Source organism: Actinoplanes sichuanensis (assembly GCF_033097365.1).
Lineage (GTDB): Bacteria > Actinomycetota > Actinomycetes > Mycobacteriales > Micromonosporaceae > Actinoplanes > Actinoplanes sichuanensis.
The window spans coordinates 8,842,984-8,856,420 of record NZ_AP028461.1 but is presented as its reverse complement, the minus strand read 5'-3'; the positions used below and the strand labels follow the sequence as shown (position 1 = coordinate 8,856,420).

Here is a 13,437-nt window from a genome sequence, read left to right as displayed (position 1 = left end):
GCTCAACGCTGTTGTGACAGTGCGGAAAGCGCAGATCCGGCACCGCAGGGATGGCACGCAGGAGTACCCGGTACACTGGTATACGGAGATGTCCATCGTGGGAGCCTGGGCTCATTTTGACCTGGGTGCGCAGGGTGGGTAGTCTTTCCCCTCGTGCCCGGGCTCGCCCGGGCAACTCGTGCGTGCACCCGTTTCGGAACGTGCGACGGGTTACAGCACCACGACGGGCAGGGCTCATGAAGAGCTCTGTTCACACAGACAACATCCGGGGCGCGTGAACCTTTCACGCGCGTCGGGACCGTGAGCCGGACGACACGCCCGACCGCGGGTGCGGGACACTCCCCACCGGGGAGAGGTCCGCACACAGAGGCAGAAATACACGGTGCGGCCGTATTACAGGAAGCGGCCGAAGGGAGCGGAGAAACCCGGTGCCCACGATCCAGCAGCTGGTCCGCAAGGGCCGCCAGGCGAAGACGAGCAAGACGAAGACGCCGGCGCTGAAGGGAAGTCCTCAGCGGCGCGGCGTGTGCACGCGCGTGTACACCACTACCCCCAAGAAGCCGAACTCTGCGCTGCGCAAGGTCGCTCGTGTGAAGCTCAGCAGCCAGATCGAGGTGACGGCGTACATCCCGGGCGTCGGCCACAACCTCCAGGAGCACTCGATCGTGCTCGTGCGTGGTGGTCGTGTGAAGGACCTTCCGGGCGTCCGCTACAAGATCGTTCGTGGTTCGCTGGACACCCAGGGCGTCCGGAACCGCAAGCAGGCCCGCAGCCGTTACGGCGCGAAGAAGGAGAAGAGCTGACATGCCGCGTAAGGGACCCGCTCCGCGCCACCCTGTGGTCGCTGACCCGGTGTACAACTCCCCGCTGGTAACGCAGCTGGTCAACAAGATCCTGATCGGCGGCAAGCGTCAGCTCGCCGAGCGCATCGTGTACGGAGCCCTGGAAGGCGCCCGCGAGAAGAGCGGCACCGACCCCGTGGTGATCCTCAAGCGGGCCATGGACAACGTCAAGCCGACCCTCGAGGTTCGCAGCCGCCGTGTCGGTGGCGCGACCTACCAGGTTCCGGTCGAGGTCCGTACCCCGCGTCAGACCACTCTCGGTCTGCGCTGGCTGGTCCAGTACTCCAAGGCCCGCCGTGAGAAGACCATGATCGAGCGCCTCCAGAACGAGCTGCTCGACGCCAGCAACGGCCTCGGCGCCGCGGTCAAGCGTCGCGAGGACACTCACAAGATGGCGGAGTCCAACAAGGCCTTCGCGCACTACCGCTGGTAAGACCCTGCTGAGGCCCGGCACATCGCCGGGCCATGGCAGTCGTACCGGTCCACGAGACGACGACGAAGAAAAGTAGGGATGGAAGTGGCCGCCGCAGACGCGCTCGCCAAGGTACGCAACATCGGCATCATGGCGCACATCGACGCTGGTAAGACCACGACGACCGAGCGAATCCTGTTCTACACCGGCATCACGTACAAGATCGGTGAGGTCCACGAGGGCGCCGCCGTCATGGACTGGATGGAGCAGGAGCAGGAGCGCGGTATCACCATCACTTCCGCCGCCACCAAGTGCGAGTGGAAGGGTCACACGATCCAGATCATCGACACGCCCGGCCACGTCGACTTCACGGTCGAGGTCGAGCGGTCGCTGCGCGTGCTCGACGGCGCGGTGGCGGTCTACGACGGCGTTGCCGGCGTGGAGCCCCAGACCGAGAACGTCTGGCGTCAGGCGGACAAGTACAACGTCCCCCGGATGTGCTTCGTCAACAAGCTGGACCGGACCGGCGCGGACTTCTTCCGCTGCGTTCAGATGATGATCGACCGGCTCAACGCGACTCCGCTGGTCCTGCAGATCCCGATCGGGCTCGAGGGCGACCACATCGGTGTCGTCGACCTGATCGAAATGCGTGCCCTCACCTGGCGTGGTGAGACCCAGAAGGGTGAGGACTACGCCATCGAGGAGATCCCGGCGGACCTCGCCGACCAGGCCGCCGAGTGGCGCGAGAAGCTCATCGAGACCCTCGCGGACGTCGACGACGCCGTGATGGAGAAGTACCTCGAGGGCGAAGAGGTTTCGGTCGAGGAGATCAAGGCCGCCACCCGGCGCGCCACGATCGCCAGCAAGGCCAACCCGGTCCTCTGTGGCTCGGCGTTCAAGAACAAGGGTGTGCAGCCGATGCTGGACGCCGTTGTCGAGTTCCTGCCGTCGCCGCTGGACATCCCGGCCATCGAGGGCACCGCGACCGACGGCGAGACGCCGATGCAGCGGAAGCCGTCGAACGACGAGCCCTTCTCGGCGCTGGCCTTCAAGATCCAGACCGACAAGCACCTCGGCAAGCTGACCTATGTCCGGGTCTACTCCGGCACGCTCGAGACCGGTACCCAGGTGGTCAACTCCACCAAGGACCGCAAGGAGCGGATCGGCAAGATCTACCAGATGCACGCGAACAAGCGTGAGGAGCGCAACACCGCGCAGGCCGGCGACATCATCGCCGTCCAGGGTCTGAAGCAGACCACCACCGGTGACACGCTCAGCGACCCGGCCAAGCCGGTCATCCTGGAGTCGATGACCTTCCCGGAGCCGGTCATCCAGGTCGCCATCGAGCCGAAGACCAAGTCGGACCAGGAGAAGCTGGGCACCGCGATCCAGCGTCTGGCCGAGGAGGACCCGACCTTCCGCGTCTTCAACGACGAGGAGACCGGGCAGACCATCATCGCCGGCATGGGCGAGCTCCACCTGGACATCCTGGTCGACCGGATGCGTCGCGAGTTCAGCGTCGAGGCGAACATCGGTAAGCCGCAGGTGGCGTACCGCGAGACGATCCGCGGCACCGTGGAGAAGCTCGACTACGTCCACAAGAAGCAGACCGGTGGCTCCGGCCAGTACGCGAAGGTCATCGTCAAGGTCGAGCCCCTGGGCCTCGAGGCTGACGGCCCGACCTACGAGTTCGTCAACGCCGTCACCGGTGGCCGTATCCCCAAGGAGTTCATCCCCTCGGTGGACGCGGGCGCGCAGGACTCGCTGCAGTACGGCGTTCTCGCCGGCTACCCGCTGGTGGGCGTCAAGTTCACGCTGCTGGACGGTCAGTACCACGAGGTCGACTCGTCCGAGATGGCGTTCAAGATCGCCGGCTCGATGGCGATGAAGGAAGCGGCCCGCAAGGCCGACCCGGCTCTCCTCGAGCCGATGATGGCCGTCGAGGTCACCACCCCTGAGGACAACATGGGTGACGTCATCGGCGACCTCAACTCCCGGCGTGGCATGATCCAGTCGATGGAGGAGCGCCACGGCGCCCGCGTCGTCAAGGCTCTGGTCCCGCTCTCGGAGATGTTCGGCTACGTCGGCGACCTCCGGTCGAAGACTGCGGGCCGGGCGAGCTACAGCATGCTGTTCGACTCCTACGCCGAGGTTCCTCAGAACGTGGCTAAGGAGATCATCGCTAAGGCCACCGGCGCCTGACGCGTTGAGGCACGTGCGGCCTGTCGAGGGCCGCACGTGCACTAGCAGTCGACAGAGTCCTGAGCGCCTTACTGGGCGTGCCGGGCGAAAAGTATTGATCAGTCCACAGGAGGACACCAGTGGCGAAGGCGAAGTTCGAGCGGACTAAGCCGCACGTCAACATCGGCACCATTGGTCACATCGACCACGGTAAGACGACGCTGACTGCGGCCATCACGAAGGTCCTGCACGACGAGTTCCCGGACCTGAACCCGTACACCCCGTTCGACGAGATCGACAAGGCGCCTGAAGAGAAGGCCCGTGGTATCACGATCTCGATCGCGCACGTCGAGTACCAGACCGCGGCGCGCCACTACGCGCACGTGGACTGCCCCGGCCACGCCGACTACATCAAGAACATGATCACCGGTGCCGCGCAGATGGACGGCGCGATCCTGGTGGTCGCCGCGACCGACGGCCCGATGCCGCAGACCAAGGAGCACGTGCTTCTGGCCCGCCAGGTCGGCGTTCCGTACATCGTCGTCGCCCTGAACAAGAGCGACATGGTCGAGGACGAGGAGCTCCTGGAGCTCGTCGAGCTCGAGGTCCGCGAGCTGCTCAGCACCTACGAGTTCCCGGGCGACGACCTGCCGGTCGTTCGCGTCTCGGCGCTCAAGGCCCTCGAGGGTGACCCCGAGTGGACCGGCAAGCTCCTCGAGCTGATGAACGCGGTCGACACCGCGATCCCGCAGCCCGAGCGTGAGACCGAGAAGCCGTTCCTCATGCCGATCGAGGACGTGTTCACGATCACCGGTCGTGGCACCGTCGTCACCGGCCGGGCCGAGCGTGGCATCCTCAAGCCGAACGAGGAGGTCGAGATCGTCGGTATCCGCGAGAAGTCGACCAAGACCGTCTGCACCGGCATCGAGATGTTCCGCAAGCTGCTCGACGAGGCCCGCGCGGGTGAGAACGTCGGTCTGCTGCTCCGCGGCATCAAGCGCGAGGACGTCGAGCGCGGCATGGTCGTCGTGAAGCCGGGCACCACGACTCCGCACACGGAGTTCGAGGGCCAGGTCTACATCCTCTCCAAGGAGGAGGGTGGCCGGCACACCCCGTTCTTCCAGAACTACCGGCCGCAGTTCTACTTCCGTACCACGGACGTCACCGGCGTCGTCACGCTGCCCGAGGGCACCGAGATGGTCATGCCCGGCGACTCCACCTCCATGTCCGTGAAGCTGATCCAGCCGATCGCCATGGAGCAGGGCCTGAAGTTCGCGATCCGTGAGGGTGGCCGCACCGTCGGCGCCGGAACGGTCACGAAGATCAACAAGTGATTGAGGGTTCTGCCCTCAGGTGACCCCGATTAGCATTGCCGGATTCAATCCGGCATACTAGTCAGGTTGCGTCCGCGCGGGGTGGGTAGCTGTCCGAGGTAACACTGCTCGTTCAGTTACCCACCCTCGCCGGGTGTCCGGGTGTGTTCTGTTTGCCGCCCGACACCACAGATCCCCGTGATCGACTGGAGTGCCTATGCACTCTGCCCGGGCTCCATCGGCCCAGGGGCGCGACACGCCCGACCGCGGGGGTCGGACAACGCAGGACCAACCGTCCTGCGGGCATGCGGAGGTTACCCGCTTCCGCAGGTAGCGGCATCGAGAGAAGGAAACAGAAGCCACCATGGCGGGACAGAAGATCCGCATCCGGCTCAAGGCCTATGACCACGAGGTCGTCGACTCCTCGGCGCGGAAGATCGTCGAGACGGTGACGCGTACCGGGGCGCAGGTCGCGGGCCCGGTGCCGCTGCCCACGGAGATCAACCGTTTCTGCGTGATCCGTTCGCCGCACAAGTACAAGGACTCGCGCGAGCACTTCGAGATGCGCACGCACAAGCGTCTGATCGACATCATCGACCCGACTCCGAAGACGGTCGACTCGCTCATGCGCCTCGACCTGCCGGCTGGCGTCGACATCGAGATCAAGCTGTAGGGACCGGACAATGGACAGGCAAGTTAAGGGGATCCTGGGCGCCAAGCTCGGCATGACCCAGGTCTGGGACAACAACAAGGTCGTCCCGGTAACCGTGGTTCAGGCCGGCCCTTGCGTCGTGACCCAGGTCCGTACCGATGAGAAGGACGGCTACGCGGCTGTCCAGCTGGCGTACGGCGCCATCGACCCGCGGAAGGTGAACAAGCCGGAGAGCGGCCAGTTCGCCAAGGCCGGCGTTTCGCCGCGCCGTCACGTCGTCGAGCTGCGCACCGTCGACGCGAGCGAGTACGAGCTCGGGCAGGAAGTCACCGTTGAGGCGTTCGCGGCCGGTCAGCCGGTCGACGTCACCGGTAAGACCAAGGGCAAGGGCTACGCCGGTGTCATGAAGCGGCACGGCTTCCACGGTCTGCGCGCGAGCCACGGTGTCGAGCGCAAGCACCGCTCGCCCGGCTCGATCGGCGCCTGCGCGACCCCCGGTCGCGTCTTCAAGGGTGTCAAGATGGCCGGTCGCATGGGTGGCAAGCGCTTCACCGTGCAGAACCTGGTGATCCAGGCGGTCGACACCGAGCGCAACCTGATCCTGGTCCGTGGCGCGGTGCCCGGTCCCAAGGGCGCGCTGATCCTGGTCCGCACCGCCGCGAAGAAGACCGCGAAGGGTGGTGCCAAGTGAGCTCGGTTGACGTGATCAACGCGGAGGGCACCAAGGCCGGCTCTGTCGACCTGCCCTCGAACGTCTTCGACGTTCAGGCGAACATCCCGCTGATGCACCAGGTCGTCGTGGCGCAGCTGGCTGCGGCCCGTCAGGGCACGCACAAGGCCAAGACGCGCGGCGAGGTCGCCGGCGGCGGCAAGAAGCCGTACAAGCAGAAGGGCACCGGTCGCGCCCGTCAGGGCTCGATCCGCGCGCCGCAGTTCACCGGCGGTGGCGTCGTGCACGGTCCCGTGCCGCGCGACTACAGCCAGCGGACCCCCAAGAAGATGAAGGCCGCCGCTCTGCGTGGCGCCCTCTCCGACCGGGCTCGTGACGGCCGCGTCTACGTGGTCGAGGCCTTCGTCACCGGCGAGAAGCCGTCGACCAAGGCCGCTCTGGCGACGCTGCGGAAGGTCACCCAGACCACCAAGGTCCTGGTCGTTCTGGACAGCCAGGACGAGCTGAACTGGGTGTCGCTGCGCAACGAGCCGTCCGTGCACCTCATCGAGGCCGGCCAGCTCAACACGTACGACGTGCTGGTCGCCGACGAGGTGGTCTTCACGAAGGTCGCGCTCGACGAGTTCCTCGGCGGGACCGAGAAGTCCGAGGAGGGCGACAAGTGAGCACGATCGCCGACCCGCGCGACATCATCTTCGCGCCGGTGGTCTCCGAGAAGAGCTACAGCGTTCTCGACCAGAACTGGTACACGTTCGAGGTCAGCCCGACCGCGAACAAGACCCAGATCAAGATCGCGATCCAGCAGATCTTCAACGTCCGCGTGCTGACCGTGAACACGGCGAACCGCGAGGGCAAGCGCAAGCGCACCAAGACCGGTTGGGGTCAGCGCAAGGCGACCAAGCGCGCCATGGTGAAGCTGGCTGACGGTGACCGTATCGAGGCCTTCGGCGGCCCGGTCAGCTAAGGGGTTTGTGAATCATGGCAATCCGTAAGTACAAGCCGACCACTCCGGGCCGTCGTGGCTCGAGCGTCGCCGACTTCGCCGAGATCACTCGGTCGACGCCGGAGAAGTCGCTGCTGGTCCCGCTGCCCAAGAAGGGCGGCCGCAACGTCCACGGCCGGATCACCACCCGGCACCAGGGCGGTGGCCACAAGCGGCAGTACCGGCTGATCGACTTCAAGCGGAACGACAAGGACGGCGTGCCGGCCAAGGTCGCTCACATCGAGTACGACCCCAACCGCACCTCCCGCATCGCGCTGCTGCACTACGCCGATGGTGAGAAGCGCTACATCCTGGCGCCGAAGGACCTGAAGCAGGGCGACCGCGTCGAGTCGGGCGTGGGCGCGGACATCAAGCCGGGGAACAACCTTCCCCTGCGCAACATCCCGGTCGGTACGACGATCCACGGTGTGGAGCTTCGTCCCGGCGGTGGAGCCAAGCTGGCCCGCTCGGCCGGCGTCGGCATCCAGCTGCTCGGCCGTGAAGGTGCCTACGCCACGCTGCGTATGCCCTCCGGTGAGATCCGTCGCGTCGACATCCGCTGCCGCGCGACGGTCGGCGAGATCGGCAACGCCGAGCAGTCGAACATCAACTGGGGTAAGGCCGGCCGTATGCGGTGGAAGGGCAAGCGCCCGACCGTCCGTGGTGTCGCCATGAACCCTGTCGACCACCCGCACGGTGGTGGTGAGGGTAAGACCTCCGGTGGTCGTCACCCGGTCAACCCGGCTGGTAAGCCGGAGGGCCGTACCCGCCGCAAGGGCCAGGAGAGCGACAAGCTGATCGTTCGCCGCCGCTACGCCACCCGCAAGCGCGGGTAACGGGAGTTAAAAGATGCCTCGCAGCCTGAAGAAGGGCCCGTTCGTCGACGACCACCTGCTCAAGAAGGTGGAAGTCCAGAACGAGAAGAACTCGAAGAACGTCATCAAGACCTGGTCGCGGCGTTCGACCATCATCCCCGACATGCTCGGGCACACGATCGCTGTGCACGACGGACGTAAGCACGTCCCGGTGTTCATCAGTGAGGCGATGGTCGGGCACAAGCTCGGCGAGTTCGCTCTGACCCGTACGTTCAAGGGTCACGAGAAGGACGACCGCAAGAGCCGTCGTCGCTAAGCAGATTCACGGATTAGAGGATTTAGGAGCTACAGCGATGCCAGTTAAAGGCGACGCTCCGGTGCTTCCGGGCGCGCGGGCGGTTGCGCGGCACGTGCGCATCTCGCCGAACAAGGCGCGCCGGGTGATCAACCTCGTTCGTGGTCTGCCCGCGAAGGAGGCGCTGGTCGTCCTGCAGTTCGCGCCGCAGGCCGCCAGCGAGCAGGTCTACAAGGTGCTTGCCAGCGCTATTGCGAACGCGGAGAACAACGAGCGGCTCGACCCCGACGCCCTGCTCGTGAGCGAGGCGTTCGTGGACGAGGGCCCGACCCTCAAGCGTTTCCGTCCGCGGGCCCAGGGCCGTGCGTACCGGATCCGCAAGCGCACCAGCCACATCACCATCGCGGTCGAGGCGGTCCAGACGGCCCGCCCGGCGAAGAAGGCCACAGCCAAGAAGGCTGCGCCGAAGGCCGAGTCCCAGAGCACGGAGGGTGCCGAGTAATGGGTCAGAAGGTTCACCCCACCGGGTTCCGCCTCGGCATCTCCACCGACTGGAAGAGCCGCTGGTTCGCGGACAAGCTCTACAAGGACTACATCGGCGAGGACGTCAAGATCCGCCGCATGATGTCCAAGGGCCTCGAGCGCGCCGGCATCTCCAAGGTGGACATCGAGCGGACCCGCGACCGGGTACGTGTCGACATCCACACCGCCCGGCCGGGCATCGTCATCGGCCGTAAGGGTGCGGAGGCCGACCGGATCCGCGGCGAGCTGGAGAAGCTCACCGGCAAGCAGGTCCAGCTGAACATCCTCGAGGTGAAGAGCCCCGAGTCGGACGCTCAGCTGGTCGCGCAGGGTGTCGCGGAGCAGCTGTCCTCCCGGGTCAGCTTCCGCCGCGCGATGCGCAAGGCCATGCAGTCGGCCATGAAGAACCCGATCTGCAAGGGCATCCGGGTGCAGGTCTCCGGCCGTCTCGGCGGCGCGGAGATGAGCCGCACGGAGTTCTACCGTGAGGGTCGCGTTCCGCTGCACACCCTCCGCGCCAACATCGAGTACGGCTTCTTCGAGGCCCGTACCACGTTCGGCCGGATCGGTGTGAAGGTCTGGATCTACAAGGGCGACGCCGTTCCGGGTCGCGAGGTCGTCACCGAGGCGCCCGCGCGTCCGCGCCGGGACCGGGCTGACCGTCCCGAGCGTCCGCGTCGTGGCCGTTCCGGCTCGTCCGGCACGACCGCGGGCGGCACCGAGGCCGGCCGGGCCGCTCAGGCCGCGGCGACCGCCGATGACACCGCCGCTGCTCCGGCTGCGGCTGAAACGCAGCAGGAGGGCTGACCTGTGCTGATGCCCCGTAAGCCCCCGAAGGGCTTCCGTAAGCCGCACCACCCGGACCGCAGTGGCGCGTCCAAGGGTGGCAACCGGGTCGTCTTCGGTGAGTTCGGTATCCAGGCTCTCGAGCCGGCGTACGTGACGAACCGTCAGATCGAGTCGGCTCGTATCGCCATGACCCGTCACATCAAGCGTGGCGGCAAGGTCTGGATCTCGATCTTCCCGGACCAGGCTCTGACCAAGAAGCCGGCCGAGACCCGCATGGGTTCCGGTAAGGGTTCTCCCGAGTGGTGGGTGGCGAACGTCAAGCCGGGACGCATCCTCTTCGAGATGTCGTTCCCGAACGAGACGGTCGCGCGTGAGGCGATGCGCCGCGCGATCCACAAGCTCCCGATGAAGTGCCGCATCGTGACGCGCGAAGTGGGTGAAAGCTGATGGCAGCGGGCGTTAAGGCCGCCGAGCTCCGCGAGCTTCCTGAAGAGGAACTGGTCGCGAAGCTCCGGGAGGCCAAGGCTGAGCTGTTCAACCTTCGTGTGCAGCGCGCGACCGGGCAGCTCGACAATCACCGTCGGCTCCAGGTCGTCCGCAAGGACATCGCGAAGATCTACACGATCATGCGTGAGCGGGAGCTGGGCCTCTCGGTTGCGCCGGATGAGGTGACGGCATGAGTGAGAACACCACCACCGCTCCGCGCGCTCAGCGCAAGGTGCGTGAGGGCCTCGTGGTCAGCGACAAGATGGACAAGACCGTCGTTGTCGAGGTCGAGGACCGGGTCAAGCACGCCCTGTACGGCAAGGTCATCCGCCGTACGCGGAAGCTGAAGGTGCACGACGAGCAGAATGCTGCCGGCGTGGGCGACCGGGTTTCGATCATGGAGACTCGTCCGCTCTCCGCCACCAAGCGGTGGCGCATCGTGGAGATCCTCGAAAAGGCCAAGTGAGTGCGCTGGGCCGACTCCGGTCGGCCCAGCGGACCATCGTTCCGCCAAGCTTCGGGCCTGCGGCCCGGAGAACTGGCAGACATAGGAGACAGACGTGATCCAGCAGGAGTCGCGACTCCGCGTCGCCGACAACACGGGTGCCCGGGAGATCCTGTGCATCCGCGTGCTCGGCGGTTCCGGTCGCCGTTACGCGAGCATCGGCGACGTCATCGTGGCCACGGTCAAGGACGCCATTCCCGGTGCCGGTGTGAAGAAGGGTGACGTCGTCAAGGCGGTCGTCGTCCGCACCAGCAAGGAGCGGCGTCGTCCGGACGGCTCGTACATCCGTTTCGACGAGAACGCCGCCGTCATCATCAAGGACGGCGGGGACCCCCGCGGTACCCGCATCTTCGGCCCGGTCGGGCGCGAGCTGCGCGACAAGCGGTTCATGAAGATCATCAGCCTGGCGCCGGAGGTGCTCTGACCGTGAAGATCAAGAAGGGCGACACGGTCGTCGTCATCGCCGGTAAGGACAAGGGCGCCAAGGGTAAGGTCATCGCGGCCTACCCGGCCCGGGACAAGGTCCTGGTCGAGGGCGTCAACCGGATCAAGAAGCACGAGCGCATCCGTACGAACCAGCGCGGTTCGAAGACCGGTGGCATCGTCACTCAGGAAGCCGCCATCCACATCTCGAACGTGCAGGTGCTGGACCAGGACGGCAAGCCGACTCGCATCGGTTACAAGATTGACGAGAACGGCAACAAGGTCCGGATCGCGCGCACGACCGGTAAGGAACTCTGATGACTGCCGCTACCGAGCCGAAGACGCTGCCGCGTCTCAAGCAGAAGTACCGCACCGAGGTTGTGCCGGCGATCCAGGAGCAGTTCAAGTACGGCAACCCGATGCAGATCCCCGGTCTGGTGAAGATCGTGGTCAACATGGGTGTCGGCGAAGCTGCCCGGGACGCCAAGCTGATCGACGGCGCGGTCCGCGACCTGACCACCATCACCGGTCAGAAGCCGCTGGTTCGCCGGGCGACCAAGTCCATCGCGCAGTTCAAGCTGCGTGAGGGCATGCCGATCGGCGCGAAGGTCACCCTCCGCGGCGACCGGATGTGGGAGTTCCTGGACCGGCTGCTGTCCATCTCGCTGCCGCGTATCCGCGACTTCCGCGGGCTCGACGGCCGGAAGCTGGACGGCCACGGGAACTACACCTTCGGTCTGACCGAGCAGTCGGTGTTCCACGAGATCGACCAGGACAAGATCGATCGGCCGCGGGGCATGGACATCACCGTGGTCACCACCGCGTCGACCGACGACGAGGGCCGGGCGCTGCTCAAGCTCCTGGGCTTCCCGTTCAAGGAGAACTGAGCATGGCCAAGAAGGCGCTGATCCTGAAGGCTGCCGCGAAGCCGAAGTTCGCCGTTCGTGCCTACACCCGCTGCCAGAAGTGCGGACGTCCGCACTCGGTTTACCGCAAGTTCGGCCTCTGCCGCGTTTGCGTGCGGGACATGGCCCACCGCGGTGAGCTCCCCGGCGTGTCCAAGGCCTCCTGGTAACTTTCCGCCCCGGCCCGTCCTCGTGACGGGCCACCAGGCGGACCCGAATGTAATGCCGCTTCGCCGTAGGCCTGAGTCCTGCTCGGGAACCCCGGCGAGAAAGGTTGACGAATACCCATGACGATGACGGACCCGATCGCAGACATGCTCACGCGTCTGCGTAACGCCAACCAGGCGTACCACGACAAGGTGACGATGCCCTACTCGAAGATCAAGGCGAACATCGCCGAGGTCCTCAAGGCCGAGGGTTACATCGCCGCGTGGACGTCTGAGGAGCCCGAGGAGGGCGCGGTCGGCAAGCGTCTGGTCGTTGAGCTCAAGTACGGCCAGAACCGCGAGCGCAGCCTCGCCGGCATCAAGCGCGTCTCGAAGCCGGGCCTGCGGGTTTACGCCAAGTCCGACGAGCTGCCGCGCGTGCTCGGTGGTCTCGGTGTCGCGATCATTTCGACGTCCCAGGGACTGCTGACCGACAAGCAGGCCCGCAAGCGGAGCGTTGGCGGGGAAGTCCTCGCCTTCGTCTGGTAACTGGAGACTTAGACATGTCGCGAATCGGACGTAAGTCGATCCCGGTCCCGGCCGGCGTCGACGTCACCATCTCGGGCCAGACCGTCAAGGTCAAGGGCCCCAAGGGCGAGCTCTCGCACACCGTCGCCGAGCCGATCACGGTCGCGCAGGACGGTGGCGAGCTGGTCGTCAACCGGCCCAACGACGAGCGCAAGGCCAAGGAACTGCACGGCCTCTCGCGGACCCTGGTCGCCAACATGATCGTCGGCGTCACCGAGGGCTACAAGAAGGTGCTGGAGATCAACGGCACCGGTTACCGCGTCACCGCGAAGGGCAAGGACCTGGAGTTCGCTCTGGGCTTCTCGCACCCGGTGCTCGTGGTTCCCCCGGCCGGCATCACCTTCTCGGTCGAGAAGCCGACCCAGTTCACTGTCACCGGTATCGACAAGCAGCTGGTGGGTGAGGTCTCCGCGAACATTCGCAAGATCCGCCCGCCGGAGCCCTACAAGGGCAAGGGTGTCAAGTACCAGGGTGAGGTCATCCGCCGCAAGGCTGGAAAGGCAGGTAAGAAGTGACCGCCACGCTGCTCAAGCGCCGCAACGGCGGCGGGGTTGCCGCCAAGCGTGCCGTCGGCAAGGCGCGTCGGCACTTCCGGGTCCGCAAGAACGTCCGTGGTACGGCCGAGCGTCCGCGCCTGGTCGTCACCCGGTCCGCGCGGCACATCTCCGCGCAGATCATCGACGACCTCAAGGGCCACACGCTGGCTTCGGCCTCCACGCTCGACGCCTCGATCCGGGGCAACGAGGGCGACAAGACCGCGCTGTCCGGCAAGGTCGGCGCTCTGCTCGCCGAGCGGGCCAAGACCGCGGGGATTTCCAAGGTCGTCTTCGACCGGGGTGGCAACAAGTACGCGGGGCGGATCGCCGCGCTTGCGGACGCCGCTCGCGAAGCCGGACTCGAGTTCTAGGAGG

At 66.0% G+C, this 13,437-nt stretch carries 22 protein-coding genes; all 22 read left to right on the top strand.

Translation table 11 applies throughout. From position 1 onward, the window contains the following. The first annotated feature begins 428 nt into the window (after nt 1–428). Nucleotides 429–803 (top strand): 30S ribosomal protein S12, encoded by a 375-nt coding sequence (gene rpsL, locus Q0Z83_RS40645; RefSeq protein WP_014440718.1) that lies wholly within the window; start codon nt 429–431, stop codon nt 801–803. 1 nt (nt 804) lies between these two features. Beyond that, entirely contained in the window at nt 805–1,275 is a 471-nt protein-coding gene (gene rpsG, locus Q0Z83_RS40640) for a 30S ribosomal protein S7 (RefSeq protein WP_043531103.1), read from the top strand. A gap of 84 nt (nt 1,276–1,359) precedes the next feature. Beyond that, complete coding sequence (gene fusA / locus Q0Z83_RS40635) at nt 1,360–3,456, top strand: elongation factor G (protein WP_317788716.1); 2,097 nt, start codon at nt 1,360–1,362, stop codon at nt 3,454–3,456. A gap of 119 nt (nt 3,457–3,575) precedes the next feature. Continuing rightward, nucleotides 3,576–4,769, top strand: coding sequence for an elongation factor Tu (gene tuf / locus Q0Z83_RS40630; protein ID WP_093618762.1), 1,194 nt, complete (start codon nt 3,576–3,578; stop codon nt 4,767–4,769). 343 nt (nt 4,770–5,112) lie between these two features. Further along, nucleotides 5,113–5,421, top strand: a complete 309-nt coding sequence (gene rpsJ, locus Q0Z83_RS40625) for a 30S ribosomal protein S10 (RefSeq protein ID WP_007073037.1) — start codon at nt 5,113–5,115, stop codon at nt 5,419–5,421. A 10-nt stretch (nt 5,422–5,431) separates the two neighbouring features. Beyond that, on the top strand, nt 5,432–6,091 hold the full coding sequence (gene rplC, locus Q0Z83_RS40620) for a 50S ribosomal protein L3 (RefSeq protein WP_317788701.1): 660 nt from the start codon (nt 5,432–5,434) through the stop codon (nt 6,089–6,091). Continuing rightward, a complete protein-coding gene (gene rplD / locus Q0Z83_RS40615; protein ID WP_317788700.1) occupies nt 6,088–6,735 on the top strand; it encodes a 50S ribosomal protein L4 in 648 nt (215 codons plus the stop codon). The genes rplC and rplD overlap by 4 nt, the downstream gene beginning before the upstream one ends. Then, nucleotides 6,732–7,034 carry a 50S ribosomal protein L23 gene (gene rplW / locus Q0Z83_RS40610; protein WP_317788699.1) on the top strand — a complete coding sequence of 101 codons (303 nt, stop codon included), beginning with the start codon at nt 6,732–6,734 and terminating at the stop codon, nt 7,032–7,034. Before rplD ends, rplW begins: the two co-directional genes overlap by 4 nt. Before the next feature lie 14 nt (nt 7,035–7,048). Further along, nucleotides 7,049–7,888 (top strand): 50S ribosomal protein L2, encoded by an 840-nt coding sequence (gene rplB / locus Q0Z83_RS40605; protein WP_317788697.1) that lies wholly within the window; start codon nt 7,049–7,051, stop codon nt 7,886–7,888. Between the two features lie 13 nt (nt 7,889–7,901). Beyond that, nucleotides 7,902–8,183, top strand: coding sequence for a 30S ribosomal protein S19 (gene rpsS / locus Q0Z83_RS40600; RefSeq protein ID WP_067696121.1), 282 nt, complete (start codon nt 7,902–7,904; stop codon nt 8,181–8,183). Nucleotides 8,184–8,220: 37 nt separating this feature from the next. After that, nucleotides 8,221–8,664 (top strand): 50S ribosomal protein L22, encoded by a 444-nt coding sequence (rplV, locus tag Q0Z83_RS40595; protein WP_317788695.1) that lies wholly within the window; start codon nt 8,221–8,223, stop codon nt 8,662–8,664. Next, nucleotides 8,664–9,491, top strand: a complete 828-nt coding sequence (gene rpsC / locus Q0Z83_RS40590) for a 30S ribosomal protein S3 (RefSeq protein ID WP_189329196.1) — start codon at nt 8,664–8,666, stop codon at nt 9,489–9,491. Before rplV ends, rpsC begins: the two co-directional genes overlap by 1 nt. Before the next feature lie 3 nt (nt 9,492–9,494). Continuing rightward, nucleotides 9,495–9,920 (top strand): 50S ribosomal protein L16, encoded by a 426-nt coding sequence (gene rplP / locus Q0Z83_RS40585; RefSeq protein ID WP_014440729.1) that lies wholly within the window; start codon nt 9,495–9,497, stop codon nt 9,918–9,920. Continuing rightward, nucleotides 9,920–10,153: a 50S ribosomal protein L29 gene (rpmC, locus tag Q0Z83_RS40580; RefSeq protein ID WP_183222837.1), complete on the top strand. Its 234-nt coding sequence runs from the start codon at nt 9,920–9,922 to the stop codon at nt 10,151–10,153. Before rplP ends, rpmC begins: the two co-directional genes overlap by 1 nt. Further along, nucleotides 10,150–10,425 (top strand): 30S ribosomal protein S17, encoded by a 276-nt coding sequence (gene rpsQ / locus Q0Z83_RS40575; protein ID WP_317788691.1) that lies wholly within the window; start codon nt 10,150–10,152, stop codon nt 10,423–10,425. The genes rpmC and rpsQ overlap by 4 nt, the downstream gene beginning before the upstream one ends. 94 nt (nt 10,426–10,519) lie before the next feature. Beyond that, on the top strand, nt 10,520–10,888 hold the full coding sequence (gene rplN / locus Q0Z83_RS40570) for a 50S ribosomal protein L14 (RefSeq protein ID WP_093618755.1): 369 nt from the start codon (nt 10,520–10,522) through the stop codon (nt 10,886–10,888). Beyond that, nucleotides 10,885–11,205 (top strand): 50S ribosomal protein L24, encoded by a 321-nt coding sequence (gene rplX / locus Q0Z83_RS40565; protein ID WP_317797252.1) that lies wholly within the window; start codon nt 10,885–10,887, stop codon nt 11,203–11,205. The genes rplN and rplX overlap by 4 nt, the downstream gene beginning before the upstream one ends. Further along, nucleotides 11,205–11,774, top strand: coding sequence for a 50S ribosomal protein L5 (gene rplE / locus Q0Z83_RS40560; protein ID WP_317788689.1), 570 nt, complete (start codon nt 11,205–11,207; stop codon nt 11,772–11,774). Before rplX ends, rplE begins: the two co-directional genes overlap by 1 nt. A 2-nt stretch (nt 11,775–11,776) precedes the next feature. Beyond that, nucleotides 11,777–11,962, top strand: a complete 186-nt coding sequence (locus tag Q0Z83_RS40555; RefSeq protein ID WP_020513598.1) for a type Z 30S ribosomal protein S14 — start codon at nt 11,777–11,779, stop codon at nt 11,960–11,962. Between the two features lie 117 nt (nt 11,963–12,079). Then, a complete protein-coding gene (gene rpsH, locus Q0Z83_RS40550; protein ID WP_093618752.1) occupies nt 12,080–12,487 on the top strand; it encodes a 30S ribosomal protein S8 in 408 nt (135 codons plus the stop codon). Between the two features lie 14 nt (nt 12,488–12,501). After that, the gene (gene rplF, locus Q0Z83_RS40545; protein WP_317788687.1) at nt 12,502–13,041 is read left to right on the top strand and encodes a 50S ribosomal protein L6; all 540 of its coding nucleotides are present in this window, start codon (nt 12,502–12,504) and stop codon (nt 13,039–13,041) included. Further along, a complete protein-coding gene (gene rplR / locus Q0Z83_RS40540) occupies nt 13,038–13,433 on the top strand; it encodes a 50S ribosomal protein L18 (RefSeq protein WP_449701848.1) in 396 nt (131 codons plus the stop codon). Before rplF ends, rplR begins: the two co-directional genes overlap by 4 nt. The last annotated feature ends 4 nt before the right edge of the window (nt 13,434–13,437 follow it).